The following is a 14,426-nucleotide window of genomic DNA, read 5'->3' as shown; positions in this document are numbered from 1 at the left end:
AAACAAGTCAGGGAACGTCATGACAGCGAGTTATCACGACATAAAGGGCAAATCGGTTCTGGTGACCGGTGGCGCGTCGGGCATCGGGGCGTCTATCGTCCGGGCCTTTTGTGCGCAGGGTGCGCGGGTCGGCTTTTTTGATATCGATGATGCTGCCGCGGAAAAACTGTGTGCCGAAATCGAAAACGATCTGGGCGTGCGCCCGCATTATATGTCGCTTGATCTGCGTGATCAGGTTCGGATTCCCAAGGCCGTTACCGAAATGGCATCGAAAATCGGTGTGATTGATGTGCTGGTCAATAATGCCGCCCGCGATGACCGCCACAGTCCAGAAGAAACCGGGCCGGATGAATGGCGTGAGAAGCTTGATGTCAATCTGTCACATCAGTTTTTCTGTTCGCGTGCCGTGGCAAAGGGCATGGCCGAAAAGGGCCGTGGCAGCATCATTAATTTCAGTTCGGTAAGTTACTTGATGGGGTTGCCCGATCTGGTCGGTTATGAAACCGCTAAGGCAGGAGTGGTTGGCATGACGCGCGCACTGGCGAGGGATTGGGGGGCGGATGGCATTCGGGTCAATACGGTCATTCCGGGCTGTATCATTACCCAGCGGCAGCTTGATCTTTGGATCAGTCCGCAAGACGAAGAACGCATTCAGCAGCAGCAATGCGTCAAGCGCCGTCTGGTCGGGGATGATGTTGCGCAGATGGTTCTTTTCCTAGCATCCGACGTATCATCGGCGTGCTCGTCACAAAGCTTTATCGTCGATGGCGGGCTTGTCTGATAGTCTGCCACCAATCAAGTAAATTCGCACCATTTCGTCCCGTTTCCCGCAGTCAGAGTCCATCATGCTCCAATCCCGATCCATCCCTAATGCCATTACCATCGACGAAAAAGCCAATCCCTATCGCGACTGTATTCAGGGACTGGCCAATCAGCCGATTACGGTTGTGCGACTATTGCGTGATGCGGTGAATGAAAACCCGGTTGTTGCCAGCGACCGGAAATTCGATGTGCCCGAAATCCGCGATGTGGTCGGGCGTTTGGTGGAAAACCGGCCACGCATTGCGATTATTGGCGGGGCCCCGGATCATCCGGCACATTTGCTGGATCGGCCACAGGCTTTGATGGCGGCAATTCGCATATGGGAAATGGGTGGGGTGCCGTTCCTGTTTCATGTGCCGGTGATTTGCGATGGCACCGCACAGAATAATATCGGCCAAAGCTATTCCCTGGCGTCGCGCAACCACACGGCTGCTGCGGTCAATATCACCTTTGAAGGTCACAGTTATCATGCGGCTTATGTCATTGCCGGGTGCGACAAATCCCCCGCCGCGGTAGTGGCCGGTTTGGCGGCCGCCGATCAGGCACGCAAATATCGTGGTGATCAGGCCCCGGTCTGGGCGGTGTTCGCCCCGTCCCACGTTCTGAAGGGCGGGGAAATCCCAGATGGGACGCGCCGGTTGCTGGATAAAATTGCCGATGATGCGGACCGGGCGGGGCATGATGACCTTGGTTCGGATATTCGAGAAAACATGCGCTATATCCTGCAATGCACGTCTGACGAAGCCTTTGCCGGATTGCTGGACCGGGCGCGGTTATTGGGCATTATCGATTGCAAGATGGAACGCCGGGTTCTTGATGAGCTTGCCGGGGCGACCTGTGATTCCAAGGGGGGAATTTGCGCCTTTAACGGCACGGGCAATTCATCGCGGACCATGCTGGCAGCCTTTGGCCTGACACCGCCCGAACTGGAATTGCTTACCGATGTGCCGCCCTATGCAGCAGTGGCGGCCGGGATTGATGCGCTGTTTGGGGTCTTCAACAAACCCGAATATGCGATCAGCAATCTGTTGAAACGCAACTTTGCCAATTTCGTGCGTATTCATAATGCCACGGGGTCAAGCAGCAACATGCTGCTGCATTTGCCCTTTATGATGCGCTATGCCGGGTTTGACGTGACGATTGATGATTATCAGGATGTGCGTCTTAAAACACCGGTGCCGGAAATCTTCGCCCATAGCCTGACGGAAAATCGCGATACCTTTGTTCTGGCCCAGCAAATGGCCGAAGGCAAAAATCGTGGTATGGAGAGTATCTATCGCGTTTTGGCCGATCTTGGTGTGGCGATGGATCTGGATGCGCCGACGGTTCTTGGCAAAACATGGGGCGAACGGATTGCCAATCTTGAAAACCCCGTCGATCTGTCACTTGGCGATAAATCGGTTATCCGGGCGACCCCTGTACGCAAGCGGTCCGGCGTGGATGTTCTGACCGGCAGCTTCTTTGAAAATTGTGCGGTCAAGACATCGGGCATGAGTGACCAACTGATCGAACATTTCGACAATCACGTTTTCATCGTGCGTTATTACGAAAACGAGCATGTCTGTAACGCTGATTTTGCCTCGCCCGATCTGGTGACGCGTTTGATTGAAACCGATGGCGTGGACGAAGAACTGATTGCTGCCGTGGTCCGGCGCAATGGCGGCAACCGGGTTGATATGGATGCGCCCAAGGACATGCTGGCACAGGGGCATTTGTCCTTTGCCTTTGTGATTGGCGGGCAGGGGCCGGAAGCCTATGGCATGCCGGAAATGTTTTCACCTTCACAGAATCTGCGCCACCATCGCATCCTTGAAGCATCCAGCATGCTGATCACCGATGGTCGTTATTCCGGCGTGACCAAGGGGGCATGTATCGGCCATATGGTGCCAGAGGCATTCGTGGGGGGCGGTATCGGTCATTTGCGTGATGGTGATGTGTTGCGTCTTGATCTGACCAAAAATACGCTTGATTGGCTGGATCGCGATGCGTTCCTTGCAGGCACCGAAACGGCCGGAAGCCCGGTTGATCTGGACGATCGTGCGCCATTATTTGCCGAACGGCAAAAACGCATGATCGCGCGTCAATTCGATATCGCGGCCAGCAATGTGATGGATCATGTATCGAACGCGGCACGCGGGATTGTCCCCGGTGTGGTGGATCGTCGTGCGGTCAATCCGTGGCGAAACTGATCTGAGGGGCAGGGATTTCTACTACGCCCTTGCGAAATCAGTATGATCCAATACCTCATCAGGGAAAGAACCGGCGTCGCCGGAAAATCCGATATCGACAAGGAGGATCATCATGACCAGCAAGCTGACCGTGCAGACGCCGGACGGAAATTTCGATGCCTATGTCGCCATGCCGACCAAATTACCGGCACCGGTGGTGGTGGTTATTCAGGAAATCTTTGGTGTGAATGCCGTCATGCGCGGAATTGCCGATGATTATGCCAAACAGGGCTATATCGCGGTTTGTCCTGATCTGTTCTGGCGGATCGAGCCGGGGATCGAAATCACCGACAAGACCGAAGAAGAATGGAAACAGGCATTTGGCTATTATCAGGCATTCAATGTCGATAAAGGCGTCGAGGATATTGCGGCAACCCTGACGGCAGCACGCAAGATTGATGGTGCAAATGGTAAGGCAGGTGTTGTCGGTTTCTGCCTTGGCGGCCTTTTGACCTTCCTGTCGGCGACGCGCACCGATGGCGATGCCTTTGCAGTCTATTACGGCGGCGGCATGAACAATTATGTCGGCGAAGCCGGGAAGATAAAACAGCCGGTGATCATTCACTTGGCCGGGAATGATGAATATATCCCCGCCGATGCACAGGCCGTTATCAAGGATGCGCTTGATGACCATCCGTTGACCGAGCTTCATTTCTATCCCGGTCGCGATCATGCGTTTGCGCGCAAGGGCGGGGCGCATTACGACGAGAAGGATGCAGAAACCGCCAATGCGCGGACGGCCGAGTTTTTCCAAGCCAATCTTGTGTGATCGTCACAACGTGATCCCAACGAGGGCCGCAAATCTGCGGCCCTTTTAATTTACAAGATCAATGATCGTTGCTGGACCAAGGGATGGTTTATTTGTATGAGGAATGCAAATAAACCGATCATGGGAGGAATAAGTAAATGAAACTTCTGCGTTTTGGAGCTGCCGGTGCGGAAAAGCCCGGGCTTCTTGATCCGGATGGTGTAATCCGCGATCTTTCAGCGGTGATCGAGGATTTTAATCCCGATACCATTTCCGATGCGACCTTTGCCAAAATCGCAGCCCTTGATCCCAAAAACCTTCCGGCAGTTTCGGGCAATCCGCGAATTGGTGCCTGTATTGCCAAACCGGGCAAGTTCATTTGCATCGGTTTGAACTATTCCGATCATGCCGCCGAGGCGGGCATGCAGGTGCCGCCCGAGCCGATCATCTTTTTCAAGGCAACATCGGCGGTTTGCGGCCCGAATGATGATATCGAAATCCCGCGTGGGTCGGAAAAATCTGACTGGGAGGTTGAGCTGGGCATCGTGATCGGCAAGCAAGCCAAATATGTGACCGAGGCGGAGGCGCTTGCCCATGTTGCCGGTTATTGCGTGGTCAATGATGTGTCTGAGCGCGCGTTTCAGCTTGAATATGCCGGACAATGGGTAAAGGGCAAAAGCCACGATACTTTCGGCCCGATTGGCCCGTGGCTGGTGACGCGGGACGAGATTGCCAACCCACAGAACCTTCGCCTTTGGCTGGAGCTGAACGGCGAACGCGTTCAGAATGGCAGCACGGCAACCATGGTTTACGGCGTTGCCCATCTGATCAGCTATCTGTCGAAATTCATGACCCTGCAGCCGGGCGACATCATCACGACTGGCACCCCGCCCGGTGTTGGCATGGGCATGACGCCGCAACGCTTCCTGAAACCCGGAGATATCATGCAACTTGGTGTTGAAGGGCTGGGAAGCCAGCGTCAGAAAACCGTTCAGGCCTGATGAGGCTTGTGAACAAAATGAAAAGCCCCGCAGTGTATGTTGCGGGGCTTTTTTGATGAATCAGCCTACGGCCATGGCATCAAGTTCCTGCCGGTGGGCATGAAGCTTGTGAAAAATGGCATAGCGCCGATCATGGGCGTCCTTTGCGGTTTGGTCCGGGGCGAGGATGGTTTCCTTGCCAGCCATCCGGCGCGATGCAAGGGCAAGACCGCCTTCGGGATCAAGGGCCGCAGCACCAAGCATGGCGGAACCCAGTAGGACCGGTTCGGCGCAATCGGACATCACGACATTGCATCCGGTAACATCGGCATAAAGCTTGACCAGAAGCGGGCTTGCGGTGTGTCCGCCGCTGAGATGGATGTGTTTGATGTCATAACCCGTCGCGTTCAGCGCATCGATGATATGGCGTGTGCCATAGGCAATCGCGCAGGCAGTTGCCCAGTAAAGGTCAAGGAAGCTTTCCTCGCTTTGATCAAGGCTGAGACCTGAAATCACGCCGAGTGCTTCTGAGTCGGCAAGTGGCGACCGATTGCCATGAAAATCGGGCAGAACATGCAGTCGGGGCGCAAGATCGGGTGTTTCCATCATCCGGGGCAAAAGTTTTTCCCCTGCAAGCTTGTGCGCATCACGGCCCATGTCATGCGAAAACGGATGCATCGCCACGATATGATCAAGCAGCGCACCGGTTGCAGACTGACCGCCTTCGTTGAGCCAAAGACCCGGCGCAATCGCCCCGAAATAGGGCCCCCAGACACCTTTAATGAAACGCGGTTCGGAGGATAGAGCCATATGGCAAGTGGATGTTCCGGCAATCATGGCAAAGCGTTCATCAAGATTGCCATCCAGATATTCGCCAAGCGTACCAAGGGCACCTGCATGAGCATCAATCAAGCCTGCCCCCACGACGCAATCGGTGGTCAGGCCAAGTTCGGCGGCCCCCCGATCTGACAGATTGCCGATCAGATCACCAACACCCAATGCCTTGCGGTCAATTCCGGCCTTGGCAGGGAAATCTTCCAGGCCGATCTGATCAAGAAACGCGCGATCCCAAGGATATTTCTGGTGAGCCAGATAAGTCCATTTACAGGTGATCGTGCAGCAGGACCGGTCGTTGCTGCCGGTTGCGCGGAAAGACAGGAAATCGGCAAGGTCATATGCCGCGCCCATTTTATCCCAGTTCTGACGATGATGGCGTTTCAGCCACATCAGTTTGGGCAATTCCATTTCGGGGGACATGGTGCCGCCGATATATTCTAGCACCTTGGCGCCGGTTTTGGTGCATTCTTCGGCTTCGCGGATGGCACGGTGATCCATCCAGACAATAACATCCCAGTTATCCGCACCACCCGGTGTTACGCCAAGCGGACGGTTATCGGTATCGCGGATCACGAGCGAACAGGTGGCATCAAATCCGATGGCTGCGACCTGATCGGCGGCAATATTTGATTTTGCCAGCGCATCGCGAACCGACTGGCAAACCGATTGCCAGATATTTTCCGAGTCCTGTTCGACAAAATCAGGTTTTGGCTTGTTCATGGCGATGGCATGGGCAGCGCTGCCAAGCAAATTTCCATCGGCGCTAAACACGCCTGCGCGTGCGCTTCCGGTGCCAACATCCACACCGATGATGAACTTATCTGTAGGGCTCATTTGATCTTCCTCCCGCGGGGCCGATTGGTAGTGTGATGCGTTTTGAGCGCAAATCCGACCCTGATTTCAAGCGATTTCCGCGTATCTTTTTGTCCGCAATAAATTTACATGATGCGTAATTGAGCAAAAGTGCATCATTTGGTCAAATGCTCATTTTGGTTGACGGTGATATTCGCATTTGTATAGGCTTTTGTCATCAAACCCAATGAAGCCAGGTTCAACATGGCCCCCGGAAATGTCCAAGATAACGCCCGTACCCAGACACTGGCACCGATCATGACCGGTAAGGGTGTCGTTCTTTTTGATTGTGACGGTGTCCTGGTCGACAGCGAACCGATCTCCTTGGCGACACTTGTCGATGTGCTTGATCATTACGGTGCACCGCTAAGTCTAGCAGAAGTTGCAGCACGCTTTACCGGGCGATCAAGTGCCGCCCCGATCGAACATATCCGCCTTGAAACCGGACGTGACATCGCCCTCGAATTCAAGCCGTTCTTTTATGAGCGCCTGTTTGCCCGCTATGACGTTGAACTTCGGAAAACAGACGCAATCGATACGGTCCTTGCCGCGCTTAAAAAACGCAAGATCGCGTTTTGCATTTCATCAAGCAGTTCGGTGCAGCGGCTTGAACGGACAATGAAGGTGACGGGACTGGGCCATTGGTTCGGAACCGATATTTACAGTGCCGATTTCGTCCTGAACGGTAAACCGGCACCGGATCTGTTTTTATATGCCGCTGATAAAATGGGGTTTCGTCCGGATCAGGCAATCGTGATCGAGGATTCGATTGCCGGGGTGAAGGCCGCCGTGGCAGCAGGCATGACCTGCATCGGTTATATCGGGGGCGGGCATTATGCCGGGCAGCGTGAAGATGCATCGACCCGGCTTTATGACGCCGGGGCCGATATTGTTTTCGATGACATGCGTGATATCGTCACCCTGATCGAGCAGAGCTAGAGTCTGCCTAGCGCTGCCGCAGCAGGCTTTGATAGCGGGCCTGACTTTGGCTGAGATGTTCGCGCATTGCGGTGCGGGCCGTTTCGGCATCACGCGATGCAATTGCATCAAAGATGCGATGATGTTCGGCCAGAATTTTCTGCATATAGTTTTTCTGGTCTTCGACCTCGGGAGGGCGGCGGCGCAATTGCGCGCGCGGGATGGTTTTATCGCCCAGATGTTCGAGAAACTCGACATAACGCCGGTTATTGGTCGCATCGGCAATCGCGCGATGGAATTCGAAATCGGCCTTTTCGGTCGGATTGCCGCGTTCAAAGCAGTCGGTCATTTCCTGCAGGGCTTCGTATATTTTGGCCTGCTGTGCGGCAGAGCTTCGTGCACAGGCAAGACCGGCGGCCTCGATCTCGACGGCCATGCGCAGTTCAAGAATTTCCAGGACATCGGAAATCTGCGCGGAATCGACGGCAAAGATCGTACTGCCTAGTTTGCGCGGATTGGGAGCCAGCACAAACACGCCTGCTCCTTGGCGCGGTTCGAGCAGGCCATCGGCCTTAAGGGCCGCAATGGCTTCGCGGACCACCGTGCGGCTGACTCCGAACTGTTCAGTCAAAACCGGCTCGGTCGGAAGTTTGCTGCCGGGCGTGCGCATGCCGCTTTCAATTTCGTGACGCAGGCTTGCAATGACCTTTTCGGTCAGCGAAACTTTTCGTGGCGCGTTCTGCGCGGAGTTGTTGCTCATTTTCTTGCTCTGCAAAACCGCTATGATCGGAACCAGATGTTAATAATGATGAATTTAACATCCTGAAATAGTCCTACGATGTTGGTGACGGAAAGTCATCATATGATTTTGATATAGTGATGAGGCGACGACAATGGCCAAATCGGCCGAACCGGAATATCGCTGGAACAGTGGCCCGTTCAGGGTCGGAATTGTCCCACGGGGCGGGGCCGTTTCGCGCATCGACTGGGTGCGTCCCGACGGTAACGGGGTGGTCAACCTGTTGCGTCCGGTTGACGATTATTCCCTGACATCGGGCAACCCTTCGCATCTTGGATGTTTTCCGATGGTACCCTTTGCCAACCGGCTGGGTTATGCCCAGTTCGAATTCGATGGCAAAACCATCAATGTTCCGGCAAATCGGGCGCCGGACCCGCATGCCATTCACGGATTTGGTATTTCAAGTATCTGGGAGATCGAACGTCCAACGGTTGATACCATGCGGTTCAATCACAAACATGATGATCCGCAGACCGGTTTTTGTTATGTCGCCTGGCAGCAGATCAAGGTCGCAAACGATACCATTTCAATCGAAATCGGTGTGCGCCATCTTGGCAAGGACCCGATGCCATACGGGATCGGGTTGCATCCATGGTTCCCTGGCGGCGAAAGTGCGTGGGTACAGTTTGTTGCGACCGACTGTTTCGGAACGGACGAAGGCAAGTTACCCACTACGCGCACGGTGATCGATCTTGGTCGCGATTTTGCCGATGGAAAAATGATCCGCCATCACAAGGGGCTGGATATTCATTATATCGGCTGGAACAAACAGGCGACGATGGTCTGGGCAGACCGGCAGTTAAGCCTGCTTCTGGAAGCCAGCGATACGTTGGCGAACCTGCAATTCTATATCCCGGACAACGGCCAGACATTTTGTGTCGAACCGGTATCGCATGTGCCAAACGTCCATAATCGTCCCGATTTCAAGGAATTCGGCGATGTCAGGGTGCTGGGCTATAATGATACGCTTTCGGGTGTCATGACGCTGACGCCAAGCCTTTTGACCGGATCGGGTCATGGTCTTGTCGATCAGGATGAAAAACAGATTGGCAGGCGCGATTATTCACTCGTCGACTGATTGCTTCCCCTTTACCCTGCAAGTATTTGCCGATAAAACTTACAAGTAAGAATGACAAGATGACAAGTTGACGGGGATTGGGGAAATGACCGGCTTGCAACTTAAAATCCAGAAGCGTGAAAAGCTTGCGGATCAGCTTTACGGGCAGATACTTGAGCAGATTGTATCGGGCAATCTGTCCGAAGGGGCCAAGCTGCCCTCTGAAAATGAAATATGTGCGTCCTTTGGTGTGTCGCGACCCGTGGTGCGCGAAGCCCTGCGCAAATTGCAGTCTGACGGGTTGGTCTATGCCCGTCAGGGCGTTGGATCATTCGTCAAGAAACGACCACCACAAGGGTTGATCGAGTTTGGCGGGATCAATGATGTGGCCGGGTTACTGCGCTGTTTTGAAGCCCGCATTGCGATCGAGGGGGCAACCGCGCGCATGGCCGCCGAACGCGCCACACTGCGTCATCATCGCGACATCGAACGTGCGCTTAAGATGCTTGAAGAAGGCATTGCAGCCGGTGATATAGCCGATCAGGCGGATTTTGAATTCCACATGTCAATCGCACGCGCCAGCGGCAATGATATCTTTGTCACCATGCTGACGTCCCTACATGGCGTGATTGCCAAAACCATGAATGTCGCCTTGAACATCACGCGCACCGGATCGGCCGAAAGGGTAAAAAAGGTTCTTTTGGAACATCGTCAGATTTATGACGCGATCAGTGGACAGGACGGCGAAAGCGCGGAATTGCTGATGCGCTATCACCTGCATCAAGCCCGCCAGCGGGTAACCGACCATGCGCGTGATATGTAACGTCGCGACTTCCACGCACAGAACATCCTGTAAAGTTTCCACGCAAATTTGTTGACAAGTGCCCCTGTGCGCCTGCACACAAGTCATATGACGAATTGCGTCGGAAAGAATACAGGAACGGATCATGTCAGGTGATATTTCAGCCGTACAGCAGCCCCGCATTCTGCTGGAGGAACGGTTTGAACTGGGCGAATGCCCGAACTGGGACGGCGACAATAACCGCCTTTACTGGGCCGATATCATCGGTCAGAAAATCCATGCGCTTGATATCGAAACCGGGCAGCGCCATAGCTGGTCATTTGAAAGCGAAGTCGGCTGTTTCGGTCTGACCGATCAGGGGCGTCTGGTCGTGGCGCTGAAAAGTGACATTATCCTGTTTGATCCGAAAACCGGGGTGCGCGAAAAGCTTGCCGCGGTCGAAGGCGATAATGACATGAGCCGCACTAACGACGGCAAAATCGGCCCGGACGGGGCATTCTGGGTCGGCACCATGGATCAGAATGCCGACAAGCAGCCTGTGGCATCGCTTTATCGCGTGACCGGATCGGGGGAAGTCGAACACAAGGTCGGCGGGATCAAGATTTCCAACGGTCTGGCATGGTCGCCCGATGGTCGCATTATGTATCATTCGGATTCTCGTGGGCCTTGGGTCAATCGCTGGGATTTTGATGCCAAGACCGGCGCGATCAGTAATTGCGAGCTTTTCCTTGACCTTAACGACACGGTCGGACGCCCGGATGGTGCGGCGGTTGACATGGAAGGCTGTTATTGGAGTGCAGGCGTTTCGGCGGGCAAACTGAACCGGTTTTCCCCTGATGGTACCTTGTTGCTATCAATTGATATGCCGATGCCAAATCCGACCATGCCGTGCTTTGGCGGGGTGGATATGAAAACGCTTTATGTCACCAGTCACATGGAAAATTACCCGGCTGATAAACGCGCCGAATTCCCGGATGCGGGCAAACTTGTCATGCTGCGTGTCGATGTCGCGGGGGTGCCGGTCAACCGGTTCCGCGAAGATGTATAGATACTGAAAACAAAAGGGCCGTGCGGTTTGCAGCGCAAGGCCCCTTTGCCATTTTCTGTACGTTTTCAGGTGGTTTTGATTTCGGCGCGCACGATGCCGACACCTTCAAAAATCGCTTCGATACGGCCATGTTTGGTCAAGGTCGGCGGGGCGCAGGCCCCGGTGGTGATGACATCGCCTGCTTTTAAGTGCTGACCGCGTTTGGCGAGGAACCGCACCAGATAGGCCAATCCGCCAAACGGATCAGGCCATGCGGCGGGGTCGCTGTTTTGCGCCAGAACCTTGTCATCGGACCGTGTTTCTACCGGGCCATTCAGAAACGTCATATCGCGCCAATCGGCAATTTCCGGGCCAAGCACCAGATAGCCGGTGGAATTCAAATCGGCCAATGTCGAGACCGGCCCCTGTTTTTGGGTAAACCGGCGATCTGCGATCTCTATCGCCAGATGCACGCTTTTGATGTGATCAAGGATCGCTTTGGCGGTAGCATTGGCACCAGGAGTGCTCGCCATGACCACGGCAATCTCGGCCTCGATATTCGGGAAATGGACATCATTTGTGGTGATGGTGGCTCCGTCGGCAATGATCCGGCCATCAAGCAGCGGCCCGATCAACGGCCCGTCAAGCCCAAGCCCCGCCTGTGCGGCACGTGTTGCCACCGAGAGCTTCCAGCCGGTTTGTTTTGCACCTGTCAGGGCAAGGGTTGCCTGCTGAACCTCGTACGCCGTTTCGAAGTCGGTCGGGTTGGCACCGTCGGGCAGGGGATCAATCAGAATGTTTTGGGTGAAAGCATCGGCCAGAATTCGGCTTGCCTTGGTGATGTCGGTCATTCCCTGTGCCTATCCTTCTGTTTTTGGAGTTTTTTTCGTGGCGTTCTCAGCAGCCTAGCGGAGCATTTGGATGAAGTCATCATATCAATTTCCGGGAGTCGTATCTTTTTGATGTAGGCTGCGTTTGTATGATGATTTTCGATAAAGGCGATAACGGTGAATAATCCCGGAAAGTGGCGGTTTTACACCCATACTAAAGTCGCTAAGTAATATGATTGACACAATGATATGATGAATTTATAGAATCATCATAGGTTATGTCGCTGACTTGTGAATTGAAGGACGTTTTATGCATTATCAGGATCTGAAAACGGCAATTGGTGCCGGTCTTCTGTCTTTCCCGGTCACTCCGTTCAGGGCGGATGGTTCGCTGGATATGGATACCTACCGCACGCATGTCGGCTGGCTGGCGCAATTTCCGGCAGCAGCCCTGTTTGCGGCTGGTGGCACTGGGGAGTTTTTCTCTCTGACTCCGGCGGAAGTCGTTCAGACCGTGCGTGTCGCCAAGGAAGTCGCAGGCAACACTCCGATCATTGCCGGTTGCGGTTATGGCACCGCCATGGCCGTCGAACTGGCCCGTGAATGCGAAAAAGCCGGTGCCGATGGCCTGCTTTTGCTGCCGCAATATCTGATCGGTGCCAAGCAGGAAGGTCTGTATGAACGCGTCAAGGCGGTCTGCAATGCGGTCAAGATTGGTGTGATTGTTTACAACCGCGACAATGCGATCCTGTCTGCCGAAACGCTTTCTAAATTGTGTGATGAATGCCCGAACCTTGTCGGTTTCAAGGATGGTCACGGCGATATCGAACTGGTCACGCGCGTTTGTGTTACGATGGGCGATCGTCTTTCCTATATCGGTGGCATGCCGACGGCCGAAGTTTTTGCCAAGGCTTATAAGGCGGCGGGTGTGACCACCTATTCGTCGGCAATATTCAACTTTCTGCCCAAGCAGGCGTTGGAATTCTATGACGCGTTGACGAATGACGACGATGCAACGATGAACCGCATCCTGACCGAATTCTTCTATCCGTATCTGGCGGTCCGTGATCGCGGCACAGGTTATGCCGTATCAATCGTCAAGGCCGGCATGCGGGTTATCGGGCGCGATACCGGCCCGGTGCGCAGCCCGCTTACTGATCTGAGTGCAGAAGAACATGACATGCTGGCTGAAGTTATCTGCAAGGCGTTCGGCGAGGACGTATTGAAGGTCGCCTAAGCTGCACGAACCGGCAGGTGGCTTCTGCCGGGACTACCTCTGCGACGCTGCAAAAGCAAATGGCGCGCAAAATTCGGTTGTCAGAAAAACCATTACTTGTTGTTACAAGTAACAAGATGTAAGATTTTCTGACAACAACTGGTCCCATCAGGGAAAACAAGACTTTAACGTTAAACGACATAAAGTCACGGGAGGAATATCAATGAACAAGTTTATGAAAACCACGACGCTGACACTTGCCGCAGCGGCGATGTCGGTCGCTTTTGTTGCCGGTGCGCAAGCACGTGAATGGCGCGGCTGGAATATCCATCCGGCAGACTATCCTGTTTCGACCGGGATGGAGGAATTCGCCCGCCTGATCAATGAAAAATCCGGTGGAAACCTTGAAGCCAAGGTTTATCACGGCGGCGTTCTGGGCGATCAGCCCGATGCCATCCAGCAGGTTCGCCTTGGCGGTCTGGACTGGGCTGTTTTCAACCTTGGCCCGTTGGGTGAAGTCGCACCCGAAGCCAACGTTGTTTCGCTGCCTTTCATCTTTAAAAACGTCGATGCCATGCATGACGTCATGGATGGTCCGGCAGGTCAGCAGATCGCAGACGGCCTTGCAAATGCGGGCCTTCAGGCACTTGGCTGGTACGATTCAGGTGCGCGTTCCTTCTATAACACCAAGCACCCGATCAACACGCCAGAAGACCTCAAGGGGCTTAAATTCCGCGTGATGAGCAACGATCTGTATGTACAGATGGTTGGTGCCCTTGGCGGTAACGCAACCCCGATGCCGTATGGCGAAGTTTACCAGTCGCTGAAAACCGGTGTGATCGACGGTGCAGAAAATAACTATCCGTCTTATGACAGCTCTGGCCATTTCGAAGCGGCGAAATACTATTCCGTGACCCAGCACCTGATCCTTCCGGAATGCCTGTGCGTCAACAAGGCGCTGTATGACGGTCTGTCGGATGACGAAAAGAAAATCCTTCAGGAAGCAGCCGATGAGTCGGTCAAGGTTCAGCGCGCTGCCTGGGCAGAACGTGCAGAACAGTCCAAAGAGAAAGTTGTTGCTGCCGGTATCGAAGTGAACGAAATCGCTGACAAGGCCGCGTTCCAGGATGCGATGAAGCCTGTCTATGACAACTTCATCAAAGCCAACCCGGATCTGGCCGGTCTGGTCAAGGCGATCCAGGACGCCCAGAAATAATTGATCAAGCCATGGAAGGGCGGCGACATTCTCGCCGCCCTTCTTTACGCTTGTATCCAGTCTTTTTCGTTAATCCATTTCTGGCGGCGTGCGA

General features: G+C 54.2%; 13 protein-coding genes. 10 read left to right on the top strand and 3 right to left on the bottom strand.

Translation table 11 applies throughout. The features are described 5' to 3' along the window. Positions 1 to 19 precede the first annotated feature (19 nt). The 4 genes from BC440_RS16450 (at position 20) to BC440_RS16435 (ending at position 4,799) form a co-directional block, all read left to right on the top strand. Positions 20 to 781 (top strand): SDR family NAD(P)-dependent oxidoreductase, encoded by a 762-nt coding sequence (locus BC440_RS16450; protein ID WP_071240609.1) that lies wholly within the window; start codon positions 20 to 22, stop codon positions 779 to 781. 64 nt (positions 782 to 845) lie between these two features. Further along, a complete protein-coding gene (locus tag BC440_RS16445) occupies positions 846 to 3,011 on the top strand; it encodes a dihydroxy-acid dehydratase (RefSeq protein ID WP_071240608.1) in 2,166 nt (721 codons plus the stop codon). A 112-nt stretch (positions 3,012 to 3,123) separates the two neighbouring features. Beyond that, positions 3,124 to 3,819, top strand: coding sequence for a dienelactone hydrolase family protein (locus tag BC440_RS16440; RefSeq protein WP_071240607.1), 696 nt, complete (start codon positions 3,124 to 3,126; stop codon positions 3,817 to 3,819). Positions 3,820 to 3,956: 137 nt separating this feature from the next. Next, the gene (locus tag BC440_RS16435) at positions 3,957 to 4,799 is read left to right on the top strand and encodes a fumarylacetoacetate hydrolase family protein (protein WP_071240606.1); all 843 of its coding nucleotides are present in this window, start codon (positions 3,957 to 3,959) and stop codon (positions 4,797 to 4,799) included. A gap of 60 nt (positions 4,800 to 4,859) precedes the next feature. Here BC440_RS16435 and BC440_RS16430 read toward each other — a convergent pair whose 3' ends face one another. Next, complete coding sequence (locus BC440_RS16430; protein WP_071240605.1) at positions 4,860 to 6,449, bottom strand: FGGY-family carbohydrate kinase; 1,590 nt, start codon at positions 6,447 to 6,449, stop codon at positions 4,860 to 4,862. A gap of 222 nt (positions 6,450 to 6,671) precedes the next feature. Between BC440_RS16430 and BC440_RS16425 the strand changes: the two genes are divergently transcribed. After that, a complete protein-coding gene (locus BC440_RS16425) occupies positions 6,672 to 7,406 on the top strand; it encodes an HAD family phosphatase (protein ID WP_083379400.1) in 735 nt (244 codons plus the stop codon). 7 nt (positions 7,407 to 7,413) lie between these two features. On the opposite strand, the gene BC440_RS16420 is transcribed toward BC440_RS16425, so the two are convergent. Further along, positions 7,414 to 8,145, bottom strand: a complete 732-nt coding sequence (locus BC440_RS16420; protein ID WP_007091580.1) for a FadR/GntR family transcriptional regulator — start codon at positions 8,143 to 8,145, stop codon at positions 7,414 to 7,416. Between the two features lie 133 nt (positions 8,146 to 8,278). On the opposite strand from BC440_RS16420, the gene BC440_RS16415 reads away from it, so the two are divergent. From BC440_RS16415 to BC440_RS16405, 3 genes are all read left to right on the top strand, one after another. Continuing rightward, on the top strand, positions 8,279 to 9,262 hold the full coding sequence (locus tag BC440_RS16415; RefSeq protein WP_071240604.1) for a hypothetical protein: 984 nt from the start codon (positions 8,279 to 8,281) through the stop codon (positions 9,260 to 9,262). Between the two features lie 85 nt (positions 9,263 to 9,347). Further along, a complete protein-coding gene (locus tag BC440_RS16410; RefSeq protein WP_071240603.1) occupies positions 9,348 to 10,064 on the top strand; it encodes a FadR/GntR family transcriptional regulator in 717 nt (238 codons plus the stop codon). Positions 10,065 to 10,188: 124 nt separating this feature from the next. Continuing rightward, a complete protein-coding gene (locus tag BC440_RS16405; RefSeq protein ID WP_071240602.1) occupies positions 10,189 to 11,091 on the top strand; it encodes an SMP-30/gluconolactonase/LRE family protein in 903 nt (300 codons plus the stop codon). Positions 11,092 to 11,156: 65 nt separating this feature from the next. Here BC440_RS16405 and BC440_RS16400 read toward each other — a convergent pair whose 3' ends face one another. After that, complete coding sequence (locus tag BC440_RS16400) at positions 11,157 to 11,921, bottom strand: fumarylacetoacetate hydrolase family protein (RefSeq protein WP_071240601.1); 765 nt, start codon at positions 11,919 to 11,921, stop codon at positions 11,157 to 11,159. 289 nt (positions 11,922 to 12,210) lie between these two features. Between BC440_RS16400 and kdgD the strand changes: the two genes are divergently transcribed. Together kdgD and BC440_RS16390 are read left to right on the top strand one after the other, a co-directional pair. Next, positions 12,211 to 13,137 carry a 5-dehydro-4-deoxyglucarate dehydratase gene (gene kdgD, locus BC440_RS16395; RefSeq protein ID WP_071240600.1) on the top strand — a complete coding sequence of 309 codons (927 nt, stop codon included), beginning with the start codon at positions 12,211 to 12,213 and terminating at the stop codon, positions 13,135 to 13,137. A gap of 202 nt (positions 13,138 to 13,339) precedes the next feature. Continuing rightward, complete coding sequence (locus BC440_RS16390) at positions 13,340 to 14,332, top strand: TRAP transporter substrate-binding protein (protein ID WP_007091574.1); 993 nt, start codon at positions 13,340 to 13,342, stop codon at positions 14,330 to 14,332. Positions 14,333 to 14,426 lie beyond the last annotated feature (94 nt).

The organism is Thalassospira sp. MIT1004, from assembly GCF_001858545.1.
GTDB lineage: Bacteria > Pseudomonadota > Alphaproteobacteria > Rhodospirillales > Thalassospiraceae > Thalassospira > Thalassospira xiamenensis.
The sequence above is the reverse complement of the archived record's forward strand: the minus strand, read 5'-3'. Positions and strand labels throughout refer to the sequence as shown.

Coding starts and splice junctions, on each gene's coding strand:
- BC440_RS16420 (WP_007091580.1), bottom strand. CDS start 8,145: ATGAGCAACAACTCCGCGCAGAACGCGCCACGAAAAGTTTCGCTGACC.
- BC440_RS16430 (WP_071240605.1), bottom strand. CDS start 6,449: ATGAGCCCTACAGATAAGTTCATCATCGGTGTGGATGTTGGCACCGGA.
- BC440_RS16400 (WP_071240601.1), bottom strand. CDS start 11,921: ATGACCGACATCACCAAGGCAAGCCGAATTCTGGCCGATGCTTTCACC.
- BC440_RS16390 (WP_007091574.1), top strand. CDS start 13,340: ATGAACAAGTTTATGAAAACCACGACGCTGACACTTGCCGCAGCGGCG.
- BC440_RS16435 (WP_071240606.1), top strand. CDS start 3,957: ATGAAACTTCTGCGTTTTGGAGCTGCCGGTGCGGAAAAGCCCGGGCTT.
- BC440_RS16410 (WP_071240603.1), top strand. CDS start 9,348: ATGACCGGCTTGCAACTTAAAATCCAGAAGCGTGAAAAGCTTGCGGAT.
- BC440_RS16425 (WP_083379400.1), top strand. CDS start 6,672: ATGGCCCCCGGAAATGTCCAAGATAACGCCCGTACCCAGACACTGGCA.
- kdgD (WP_071240600.1), top strand. CDS start 12,211: ATGCATTATCAGGATCTGAAAACGGCAATTGGTGCCGGTCTTCTGTCT.
- BC440_RS16450 (WP_071240609.1), top strand. CDS start 20: ATGACAGCGAGTTATCACGACATAAAGGGCAAATCGGTTCTGGTGACC.
- BC440_RS16445 (WP_071240608.1), top strand. CDS start 846: ATGCTCCAATCCCGATCCATCCCTAATGCCATTACCATCGACGAAAAA.
- BC440_RS16405 (WP_071240602.1), top strand. CDS start 10,189: ATGTCAGGTGATATTTCAGCCGTACAGCAGCCCCGCATTCTGCTGGAG.
- BC440_RS16415 (WP_071240604.1), top strand. CDS start 8,279: ATGGCCAAATCGGCCGAACCGGAATATCGCTGGAACAGTGGCCCGTTC.
- BC440_RS16440 (WP_071240607.1), top strand. CDS start 3,124: ATGACCAGCAAGCTGACCGTGCAGACGCCGGACGGAAATTTCGATGCC.